The 11,947-nt window shown below is 33.0% G+C and carries 9 protein-coding genes; 8 read left to right on the plus strand and 1 reads right to left on the minus strand.

Annotation, left to right across the window (positions count from 1 at the left end):
• Window positions 1-235 precede the first annotated feature (235 nt).
• From arcA to Q4528_RS05110, 5 genes are all read left to right on the plus strand, one after another.
• Complete coding sequence (arcA, locus tag Q4528_RS05090; RefSeq protein WP_303520755.1) at window positions 236-1,471, plus strand: arginine deiminase; 1,236 nt, start codon at window positions 236-238, stop codon at window positions 1,469-1,471.
• A gap of 52 nt (window positions 1,472-1,523) precedes the next feature.
• Entirely contained in the window at window positions 1,524-2,531 is a 1,008-nt protein-coding gene (gene argF, locus Q4528_RS05095; protein WP_046467241.1) for an ornithine carbamoyltransferase, read from the plus strand.
• A gap of 108 nt (window positions 2,532-2,639) precedes the next feature.
• The gene (arcD, locus tag Q4528_RS05100) at window positions 2,640-4,070 is read left to right on the plus strand and encodes an arginine-ornithine antiporter (protein WP_303520757.1); all 1,431 of its coding nucleotides are present in this window, start codon (window positions 2,640-2,642) and stop codon (window positions 4,068-4,070) included.
• A gap of 17 nt (window positions 4,071-4,087) precedes the next feature.
• A complete protein-coding gene (gene arcC / locus Q4528_RS05105) occupies window positions 4,088-5,029 on the plus strand; it encodes a carbamate kinase (protein WP_017637762.1) in 942 nt (313 codons plus the stop codon).
• 19 nt (window positions 5,030-5,048) lie between these two features.
• Window positions 5,049-5,765 carry a Crp/Fnr family transcriptional regulator gene (locus Q4528_RS05110; protein WP_046467242.1) on the plus strand — a complete coding sequence of 239 codons (717 nt, stop codon included), beginning with the start codon at window positions 5,049-5,051 and terminating at the stop codon, window positions 5,763-5,765.
• 148 nt (window positions 5,766-5,913) lie between these two features.
• Here Q4528_RS05110 and Q4528_RS05115 read toward each other — a convergent pair whose 3' ends face one another.
• Window positions 5,914-7,509, minus strand: coding sequence for an ABC transporter ATP-binding protein (locus Q4528_RS05115; protein ID WP_046467243.1), 1,596 nt, complete (start codon window positions 7,507-7,509; stop codon window positions 5,914-5,916).
• A 101-nt stretch (window positions 7,510-7,610) separates the two neighbouring features.
• On the opposite strand from Q4528_RS05115, the gene Q4528_RS05120 reads away from it, so the two are divergent.
• Genes Q4528_RS05120 through Q4528_RS05130 form a run of 3 tightly spaced genes read left to right on the plus strand, consistent with a single transcriptional unit; the run spans window position 7,611 to window position 11,908 of the window.
• Entirely contained in the window at window positions 7,611-8,942 is a 1,332-nt protein-coding gene (locus Q4528_RS05120) for an ABC transporter permease (RefSeq protein ID WP_096807711.1), read from the plus strand.
• Between the two features lie 4 nt (window positions 8,943-8,946).
• Window positions 8,947-10,113: an ABC transporter permease gene (locus Q4528_RS05125; protein WP_046467245.1), complete on the plus strand. Its 1,167-nt coding sequence runs from the start codon at window positions 8,947-8,949 to the stop codon at window positions 10,111-10,113.
• A gap of 16 nt (window positions 10,114-10,129) precedes the next feature.
• Complete coding sequence (locus Q4528_RS05130; protein ID WP_046467246.1) at window positions 10,130-11,908, plus strand: ABC transporter substrate-binding protein; 1,779 nt, start codon at window positions 10,130-10,132, stop codon at window positions 11,906-11,908.
• Window positions 11,909-11,947 lie beyond the last annotated feature (39 nt).

Raw genomic sequence — 11,947 nt, forward strand, 5'->3', positions numbered from 1 at the left:
TAAATACATTCAAACGAATAAAAAATAATATTATATTAATCACTCTATATAATATTAATCGAATATACATGTACATATAGGTTTTATGCGTAAATAATGCATAATTTATCATCATATTGCATTGAATAAATATTTTATATGAAGTTTTAGACATTAACTTTGTGAATTTTTTTTCAAACTATTACTTGAAAGCGCTTTATACTCTAGGTGTATTAAATCAAAGGAGGAAATAACAATGGAAACAGGACCTATCCACGTAAACAGTGAAATCGGCAAATTAAAAACGGTATTACTTAAACGACCAGGTAAAGAACTTGAGAATTTAGTACCTGATCATCTAAGTGGATTGTTATTTGACGATATTCCTTATTTGAAAGTTGCTCAAGAAGAACACGACCGTTTTGCACAAGTATTAAAAGACGAAGGTGTTGAAGTTGTCTATTTAGAAGATTTAGCTGCTGAAGCAATCGCAGATAAATCTGTACGTGAACAATTCATTGACGATATTTTAAAAGAATCTCAAAAGACGGTACTTGGCCATGAGAATGAAATCAAAGAATTATTCGCTAGCTTGAATGATAAAGAACTCGTAGAAAAGGTAATGGCTGGTGTACGTAAAGAAGAAATTCAACTTGAAACAAACCACCTAGTAGAATACATGGATGATCGTTATCCTTTCTATCTAGATCCAATGCCAAACCTTTACTTCACAAGAGACCCTCAAGCTTCTGTTGGTAGAGGAATGACAATTAACCGTATGTACTGGCGAGCACGTCGTCGTGAATCTATCTTTATGACATACATCTTGAAATATCATCCTCGATTCAAAAATGATGATGTACCTGTCTGGTTAGATAGAAACTCTCCTTTCAACATTGAAGGTGGCGATGAATTAATCTTGTCTAAAGATGTCCTTGCAATAGGTATTTCAGAACGTACTTCTGCACAAGCTATTGAACGATTATCTAGACAAATTTTGTTTGATGACAAATCTACATTTACTAAAGTACTTGCCATTGAAATTCCAAATAGTCGTACATTCATGCACTTAGACACTGTATTTACAATGATTGATTATGACAAATTTACAATGCATGCCGCTATTTTCAAAGAAGAAGATAATATGAACATCTTTACAATTGAAAAGGATGAACAAGACAAAGATATTAAAATCTCACATTCTAGCAAATTAAAAGAAACATTAGAAAATGCATTAAACATCGATAATATTGAATTTATTCCAACTGGTAATGGAGATGTTATTGATGGCGCACGTGAGCAATGGAACGATGGTTCTAATACGTTAACTATTCGCCCAGGTGTAGTTGTCACATATGACAGAAACTATGTATCTAATCAATTATTACGAGACAAAGGTATTAAAGTAATCGAAATTACTGGTAGTGAACTAGTTCGAGGACGTGGAGGCCCAAGATGTATGAGCCAACCACTTTATAGAGAAGACATTTAACCAAACCAATATAAACGACTTACTAAACTTTTAAAGAAATGAGGAATGAATCATGTCAGAAATTCAACAACCACTTAACTTAAAAGGTAGACATTTATTAAAAGAAGACGATTTTACTAAGAAAGAATTTAGCGATTTAATCGACTTTGCAATTACTTTAAAAGATTATAAGAAACAAGGTATTCAACATCGATATTTAGACGGCAAAAATATTGCACTTCTATTTGAAAAAAATTCTACACGTACTCGTGCAGCATTCACTGTAGCATCAATCGACTTAGGTGCACATCCAGAATTTTTAGGAAAAAATGATATTCAATTAGGTAAAAAAGAATCAGTTGAAGATACTGCAAAAGTATTAGGTAGAATGTTCGACGGTATTGAATTCCGTGGTTTCTCACAAGATATGGTAGAAGATTTAGCAAAATATTCTGGCGTCCCTGTATGGAATGGTTTAACTGACGCATGGCATCCAACTCAAATGTTAGCAGACTATATGACAGTTAAAGAAAACTTCGGTCATTTAGATGGAATTAAATTAACATATGTCGGTGACGGACGTAATAATGTAGCAAACTCTTTATTAGTAGCAGGTCCAATGCTAGGTGTAGATGTAACTATTTGCTCACCAAAAGAACTCTTCCCTTCTCAAGACTACGTTGATATTGCTGAGAGACGTGCTAAACAAGACGGAGGTTCTGTAACAATTACAGATAATATTGATGAAGGCGTTAAAGATGCAGACGTTATCTATACAGATGTATGGGTATCTATGGGTGAAGAAAGTGAATTTGAATCACGTATTAACTTATTAAAAGATTATCAAGTCAATAAAGCAATGTTCGATAAAACTGGTAAAGACAGTACTATCTTCTTACATTGTTTACCAGCTTTCCATGATACAAATACAACTTACGGTCAACAAATGAAAGATGACTATGGTTTATCTGAAATGGAAGTCACTGATGAAATCTTTAGAAGTAAACATTCTAAAGTATTTGATCAAGCTGAAAACCGTATGCATACCATTAAAGCTGTAATGGCTGCTACGCTTGGATAGTTAGCAAAAAAGTACATGCAGGTTTAGTTAAGATATCCTCATATCACTATACATCCAAATACGTATCACTAACTGAACCTGCTTAATTATTCAAAGGAGAAATGACACATGAGCGAATCAGATACAAATAAACTAAGTAAAACCTCCTTGATTGGCCTCGTCATTGGTTCAATGATTGGTGGCGGTGCATTTAACATTATCTCTAACATGGGTAACCAAGCAGGTGGTTTAGCTATTATTATCGGCTGGATCATTACTGCAATTGGTATGATTTCACTAGCCTTTGTCTTTCAAAATCTAACAAATGAAAGACAAGATTTAGATGGCGGTATTTATAGTTATGCACAAGCTGGGTTCGGTGATTTTATTGGATTTTCAAGTGCTTGGGGCTATTGGTTTGCAGCATTTCTAGGTAACGTTGCTTATGCCACATTATTAATGTCAGCAGTCGGTAACTTCTTCCCTATTTTCAAAGGTGGAAATACACTCCCAAGTATTATCGTAGCTTCTGTCTTATTATGGGGTGTTCATTACCTTATTTTAAAAGGAGTAGAAACAGCTGCCTTTATCAATAGTATTGTTACTGTAGCTAAATTAATCCCTATCTTACTTGTCATTGTATGTATGATAGCAGTCTTCAACTTTGACACATTTAAAGCAGGTTTATTCGGTATGACATCTGGAGATACTGGTATGTTCAGTTGGGGTGATACTTTAGGCCAAGTGAAAAGTACCATGCTTGTAACTGTATGGGTCTTCACAGGTATAGAAGGTGCGGTTGTCTTTTCAAGTCGTGCTAAAAGTAAAAAAGACGTTGGTACTGCTACCGTTATTGGCTTAATTTCAGTATTAGTCATCTATTTCTTAATGACAGTACTAGCACAAGGTGTTATACAACAAAACCACATTTCTGAGTTATCTAACCCATCAATGGCAGCAGTATTAGAACATATTGTCGGACATTGGGGATCTGTGCTAGTCAATATAGGATTAATTATTTCAGTTCTAGGTGCATGGCTAGGATGGACGTTATTAGCTGGAGAGTTACCATTTGTAGTTGCCAAAGATGGACTATTTCCTAAATGGTTTGCTAAGGAAAACAAAAATAAAGCACCTGTTAACTCTTTATTAATCACAAATATACTAGTACAAATTTTCTTAATCAGTATGTTGTTTACAGAAAGTGCATATCAATTTGCCTTTTCATTGGCATCTAGTGCCATTCTTATACCATATATGTTTAGTGCTTTCTATCAAGTTAAATACACATACTTAACTAAGGATCGTGCTACAACAAAACAATGGGTAATCGGTATTATATCTTCTATTTATGCGATTTGGTTGATTTATGCTGCGGGAATAGACTACTTATTATTAACCATGTTGCTCTATATTCCTGGACTGTTCGTTTACCAAACCGTTCAAAAAAATAATAAAAAACCTTTAACAAAATTAGATTATATATTCTTTGTATTAATCACAATTCTAGCAATCATCGGTATTATCAGATTAATAACTGGTGCCGTAGATGTATTCTAAGTAAGGAGTGAAACTTTATGGACAACAAAATTGTCATTGCCTTAGGTGGAAATGCCATTCAAACTGACGATGGTTCCGCTGATGCACAAAGAAAAGCAATACGTTCAACAATGCAAGCGCTCAAACCTTTATTCAATACAGACGCTGATATTGTTATATCACATGGTAATGGACCACAAATTGGTAGTATGTTAATTCAACAGGCTAAAGCTGATAGTCCGCAAACACCTGCCATGCCACTTGATGTTTGTGGATCTATGACACAAGGTATGATTGGTTTTTGGATAGAAACTGAAGTAAACAGAGTGCTTTCAGAGATTAATAGTCCTAGACGCGCAGGTACTGTCATTACGCGTGTAGAAATTGATGAACATGATCCTCGTATGTCTAATCCTACTAAACCAATAGGACCATTTTACACTAAAGAAGAAGCTGACCAACTACAAAAAGACAATCCAGAATCAACATATAAAGAAGATGCTGGACGTGGCTACCGTAAAGTGGTACCTTCACCTTTGCCAGTGTCTATTTTAGAGCATCAACTCATTAGTACATTAGTAGAAAATCAAAACATCATCATTGCATGTGGTGGCGGCGGCATTCCAGTTATTAAGCGAAATGACACATATGAAGGTGTGGAAGCTGTAATAGATAAAGATTTTGCCAGCGAACGCTTAGCACAACTCATCGATGCTAATACGCTAATGATATTAACGAACGTAGAAAATGTTTATATCAACTATAATCAACCTAACCAAGAGGCATTAACACAAGTTAATGTAGAAACTTTAAAAGACTATGCTAAAGCAGGTAAATTTGCTGAAGGCTCTATGCTCCCTAAAATTGAAGCAGCAATTGATTTTGTTGAAAGCGGTGAAGGCCGACGTGCGATTATTACTAATTTAGAACATGCTTATGACGCTTTCAAAGGACAAGTTGGCACACAAATCAAGCATTAATCACTAAGGTGGTGCGTTTATGACAATCAACCAATCTAGAAACACAACAATCGACAATTCATTAATCACAAATCGTAGTGAGCAGTGTCTTGAGCGTTTAGCCGCATTTATAAACATCCCTGCCGTAGCTCTACAACCGTATAAAAATGAATGCATTGTTAGGCAATACAATAAAGGACAAGTTATTTACTATTCTTCTGACGAATTAACTCATGTATATTATCTCATCGACGGTTATATACTAAGAGAACATTTTAATATGAATGGTGATGTATACAGACTCTTAAATAAAGATGATCAATTGTTCCCAATGCACAATTTATTTCAAGACAAAACAACTAATGAAATGTGTACTGCTATCACAGACTGTATTATGATTGCCATTCCTATTGAATTAATCGAATACCTTTGTAGAAATAACGATAAAGTGTTTATTAGAATCTATCAATTGTTATGTGACAACCAAAGACAACAAATTGAATATCATATGGCTTTAAGTTCTAAAAGTGCAAAAGCACGCGTGACTAAGCTATTAATCTACTTATGTCACATGATTGGTTATGATAACGATGAATTTTACGAAATCAAATCATTTTTAACAATTCAAATGATTAGTGATCTTGCTAGCATTTCACGTGAAACAACTGGACATATTATTCAAGAATTAAAAGAACACAATATTTTACTTAAGCATCATAAAAATTGGATTATAAGCAAACAAATTTCAGAGTTGTAATTTTATTCCCATGAATTTATACTTTATCCCATTTATACGTAACAATGATTCAATATGACCTCCTGTTCAATTAAATGATTGTTATAAGTAAAGCACGACCCGGTCAGAATTAGCTGAACCGAGTCGTGCCTTTAATTTTTATGTTAACTTATCGATGAGGTATCACTGGAACGTGTGATATTAAATTTCTAGTATATGTCTCTTGTGGTCTTTCAATAATACTTTCAACATCATTTACTTCTACAATTGTTCCATATTGCATAACTGCAACACGATCACACATGTCTTTAATTACACCCATATCATGTGTAATAAATATATATGTCATTCCTAAATCATCTTGAAGTTGTTTCAGTAATTGAATGATATCCTTTTGTATTGAAACATCTAATGCAGACACCGCTTCATCGCAGATTAATAATTTAGGTTTAATGGCAATGGCACGTGCAATACTAACACGCTGACGTTGACCACCCGATAATTCATGTGGATATCGATATAAGAAACTTTCATCTAACCCTACACGTGTTAATAAACGTTTCACTTCTTTAACTAATGCTTCATGTGTTGTGACAAATCGATATAATTTTAAAGGACGACCGATAATATCTATAACTTTAAATTTAGGATTAATAGAGGAATAAGGATCTTGAAAAATCATTTGTATATCCTTACGCAAAGACTTCATTTCTTTAGCAGAAAATAAATTTAACGGCAAGTCTTGATACCAAATCATTCCTTCAGAAACATTGTTTAAACCAACTAATGCTTTAGCTAAACTAGACTTCCCTGAGCCAGACTCACCTACAATTCCTAATGATTCCCCTTCTTTAATTTCAAGATCAATATTTTTTACTGCTCTAAATTCATTGCCATTACTCTTAAGATAATCGACACTTACATTTTCGATTTTCAATAATGTTTGATCACTTATAGTTCTAGGTTGTTTAGGTGCGTGCAAATCCGGAATGGCATTAATAAGACGTCGCGTATAGTCAGATTTTGGATTTTTGAAAATAGTTTTGACATCACCACTCTCAACAACTCTGCCCTCTTTCATAACAATCATTTCATCGCAAAATTGATATACAATACCTAAATCATGCGTAATAAATAAAATAGACGTTTCGATATGTTTATATAATCGCTTCATTAATTCTAAAAGTTGATTTTGTGTGCTAACATCAAGTGCTGTTGTTGGTTCATCTGCAATTAAGATTTGTGGCTCTAATACTAATGCCATTGCAATCATGACACGTTGGCGCATCCCACCAGAAAATTCATATGGATAAGCATGTAATTTATCTTGAGCATTTCTAATGCCTACACTTTCTAAAATATCAATTGTCATTGCTTTCGCGCGTTTTCTATCAATATTACGATGCTTTAAAATCACTTCCATAATTTGACTACCTATTGTCATTCTGGGATTGAGTGAGGATAAAGGATCTTGAAATATCATGGCAATATCTTTTCCTCGTATACCTTGAAATGCTTTATTAGAAAGATTTAATAAATTTTTCCCATTAAATTTAATTTCCCCGGTTAAAGTGTGCTGAGGATAATCAGGTAATAATCCCATAATCGATTTAGCTGTAATACTCTTTCCAGAGCCTGATTCACCCACAATAGCTAACACTTTCTTTTTATCTAATTTAAAACTTACGTCTTGAACTGCTTTAACGGAATGTTGTTCATATTCGAATGATACTCCAAGGTGTTTAACTTCTAAAAAAGATGACATAATCATTCCTCCCTATTCACAAATTACAATTTTTATTCTATAATACTTTTATTATATATCATAGTAATTTAATCAAGATTATTTTTCAAGGAGTGATGCCCATGTCAAATTATCGAAAAGTCTTTTTAGTTCTTTATAATAAAGGACTTTATAAAATGATTTTTTCAATTCTTAGTCTTCCGATATTTTTGTATGCTAGTTTAGTTTATTTGTTAAAACACCATCAAAAAACAACATTAGTGCAAATCCAAGACGAATATAAATTAGAACAAGCACTAAAGAAAAAATATCAATTTCTAAATCGGCGTAAATCTCGATCGCAACTCCAGAAAGAAGCTAGAAATATTTATCACAGTCATCATCGCCGTGATAATCAATATACTACAACTGATTTTCCCACTTTATATACAAACATCTTATTCGGAAAATTTCCCATTATAAAAATAATTTTAGCTTTACCATTGTTTGTTGTGTTGTCTTTTTATCTCAATCCAATCGTACGTTATATTTTCGAACGCATAATTATGACGCTAGTTGTCATTATTGGTGTAGTCATTGTTGTTTTTACAATACTATATTTATCACCTTTAGATGCGGCATATAGTATTTTAGGACCTAATGCGACAAAAGAACAATTTGCAAAATTTAATCAACTACACCATTTAAACGATCCATATCTTATTCAGTTATGGGAAACGATGGAAGGTGTATTTACATTTGATTTAGGTACTACCTTTAAAGGTAATGAAGTTGTTTCTGATGCTGTAGGATCTAGAATACCTATTACATTAACAATATCTGTGTTGGCATTAATTGTAGCGCTAGTCATTGCTATACCTATTGGGATTATTAGTGCATTTAAACGCAATAGTTGGATTGATATTACATTGATGATTATCGCTTTAATTGGATTATCTATTCCTAACTTTTGGCAAGGGTTACTGTTTATTTTAGCCTTTTCACTTAAGTTAGATATTTTACCACCATCGTATATTCCTAATGATCCTTTATCACTAATATTACCTGTACTAGTCATTGGTACTGCAATTGCTGCATCTATTACGAGAATGACACGTTCATCTGTATTAGAAGTGATGCGCAATGATTATGTGATGACTGCATATGCTAAAGGTATTTCTAAATCTCAAGTTGTCATAAAGCATATTTTAAAAAATGCACTCATCCCTATTGTGACACTTATTGGAATATTATTTGTAGAATTGTTAGGCGGATCAGCAGTAACTGAACAAGTATTCAATATTAATGGAATAGGCCGATACATTGTTCAAAAGCAATTTGTACCTGATATACCAGCAGTTATGGGTGGTGTTATTTACATTTCAATTGTCATTTCACTCATCAACTTAGTTATAGATATTTTCTATGTCATGATTGACCCTCAACTTCGTGAAGAAATTAAGGAAAGGGTGTAATTATATGCCACAAATTTCAATAACAAAACTCAGTTCACTACAACTGTTTACCATTTCTGCAGTATCTGTATTTGTATTAACTTTTGTCACTACTTTGCTCAATTTATTCAAAGGTAATGTTTCAAATACATTTTACATTGCACAGTTGATATTAATTATTTTGACACTCGTAGTGGCTACTATTGGATTTTCAGAAAGTAAAATACAATCTCATAAAGTATATCGTTGGCTTACCTATGTCGTTCTCATATTAACGACAATTACCGGTAATCTATTCACATTGTTAATGTTCGTGAGTCTATTCCGTTACGAACATACATCAAAATACAATATATACAATAGTTGGGAAGCGTTTATAAGCAAGATTAAACAACATAAAGTCGCTTTAGTGAGTTTTGCTTTATTAACTTATCTTCTAACATTGTCAATTACTGGTATTTACACATTTAATACTTCTTTAGCAACCCAAAACCAATTCAATGAATTATTAAAAGGTCCAAGCTTAGCTCACCCTTTTGGAACTGATGATTTTGGTCGTGATTTATTTACAAGACTCGTGGTTGGTACCAAATTAACTTATTTTATTTCAATCACATCAGTAGTAATTTCAGTTCTGTTCGGTGTCCTTTTTGGTATGATTGCAGGCTACTTTACTAAAGTGGACAATACGGTGATGCGCATACTTGATATTATTTTTGCGATACCAACATTATTATTAGCAGTTGCGATTATCGCATCGTTTGGCGCTAGTACATTAACATTAATCATTGCTTTAAGTATTGGTAATATACCTTCCTTTGCTCGAACTATGAGAGCAAATGTACTCGAAATCAAACGACAGGAATATATACAAGCAGCTCAAATTACCGGAGAAAGTCATCGTCGTATTTTATGGAGTTACATCTTACCTAATACTCTCGCACCTATGATTGTCAGATTTTCATTAAATATAGGTGTCGTTGTACTAACTACAAGTGGCTTGAGTTTCTTGGGATTAGGTGTAGCACCAAATGTTCCTGAATGGGGAAACATACTCAGAACTGGAAGTAACTTTTTAGAAACGCACAGCAATTTAGCCATATTTCCTGGGTTATGCATCATGTTACTTGTCCTCGCATTTAATTTTATTGGGGATGCTGTCCGTGATGCACTTGATCCGAAGATTCAATAAGATAGGATGATTTTATATGAAAAGAATTTTATTAACATTAACAGTAAGTTTAACTCTGATACTAAGTGGTTGTGGTGTACCTGGTAAGGATGATACGAAAGATAAAAACAAACAAGTCAACGTTAAAGGTACTAAACCGACGATTCGCTTTTTAGGTCAAGCGAGCTATCAAAATGATATGAACATTGTTAAACAACAATTAGAACGTGCTGGTTTTAACGTAAAGATGAATGTTCAACCTGATTACGGTAGTTACCGTACACAACGTCAAGCTGGTAATTATGATATTCAAATCGATGACTGGACAACAGTATTTGGCGATCCTAACTATGCAATGAATGCAATATTTAGCTCTACAGGTTCAAATAGTTTGATTAAAGACCCTAAAATCGATGCATTAATCAATAAAGCATCTAAAGAAAATACTTCTGAAGCTAAAAATACATATAAAAAGTTAGAAGATAAAGTGATATTCGACGAAGGATTCATGGCACCTTTATATGGTTCGAAGAAAAATCTCGTTTATGACAATAAAATTTTAAATAAAAATAGTGTTGGTTTACCTAATTCTCGCGCGCTTATTTGGCAACAATTTGATTATAATGATAAAAAATTACGTAATACACGACCTTTAGTGATGACACAACCTGATGGTGAATTCCAATCTCTAGACCCTATTCGTTCTATTGCGCCTAATGTCTACAATATCAATATGAACATGTATACACGTTTATTAACACTTAATGATAATGACAAAATCACAACTGATGGATCACTTAGTCGTAGCTATACATCTAACAAAGATAACAATGCATTTTATTTCTTATTAAGAGACGATAACTATTTTGTAAAAGTAAAAAATGGCAAAGCAGAAAATACACATGAAAAAGTATTAGCAGACGATGTCCTATTCAGTCTCAACCGTGCTAGAGATAAAAATGCTATTCCTAACCATGTGACTTATAATATGCATAAACATATTAAAGATATTACTGAGTTAACAAATGATGATAAGAAAGAACTTAAGAAGACTAAAACAGCATCTGGCAAATCGGTATGGGATACATTAACTAAAGGTTATAAAGTTAAAGATATAACAAATCAAGATAGTGAAGTTAATAATGCTGAAGGTAAATATCAAATTATTAAAATTACAACTGATCAACCAATGCCTAAAGAAGTTAACTATTTAACACACTCATCAGCTGGTATTTTATCAAAACATTACGTTGAAAAGCTGAAAGAAGAAGGCAAAGATTTTGGAGCACCTAATACTGTACCTAAATCTGATGACGGTCAAAATGAACTCGTTACTAGTGGTGCGTACATTATGACTAAAAAAGACAATTATCAAGCTACTTTCCAACGTAATCCAGGTTTTAATATCGATGAAAAAGACAGCTACGGTCTAGCTAAAATTAAGAATATTATTTTGAAATTCAATGGTGACCCAGCAAGTGCACTGTCCGAATTAAGAAACCATGCAATCGATATACTTGCTGACATAGATCAAAAACATTTTGAATTAATAAAATCTGATAAAGATTTAAGTATGATTAGTAAACATGGACGTAAATCGGTATTCTTAATTTTAAATAGTAAGAGTGGTGTATTTAAAGACAATCCACATTTAAGACGAGCTGTGGTTAATGCTATAGACCAAGATCAATTCATTAAGTTTTACCGTGGAGATAAATTCAAAATAAGTTCACCTGTTACACCATTACTTGATACAGGTAATGAGCAAAAACAAGATTTAGATAAAGTTGAATCTGAGATTAATCAAAGAAAATAACTCATATCAAAGATTTCTATTTTAGAAAGAAGGCACTAT

Origin of the sequence: Staphylococcus pasteuri, from assembly GCF_030547725.1 — a bacterium.
In the GTDB taxonomy this organism is placed as follows: Bacteria; Bacillota; Bacilli; order Staphylococcales; family Staphylococcaceae; genus Staphylococcus; species Staphylococcus pasteuri.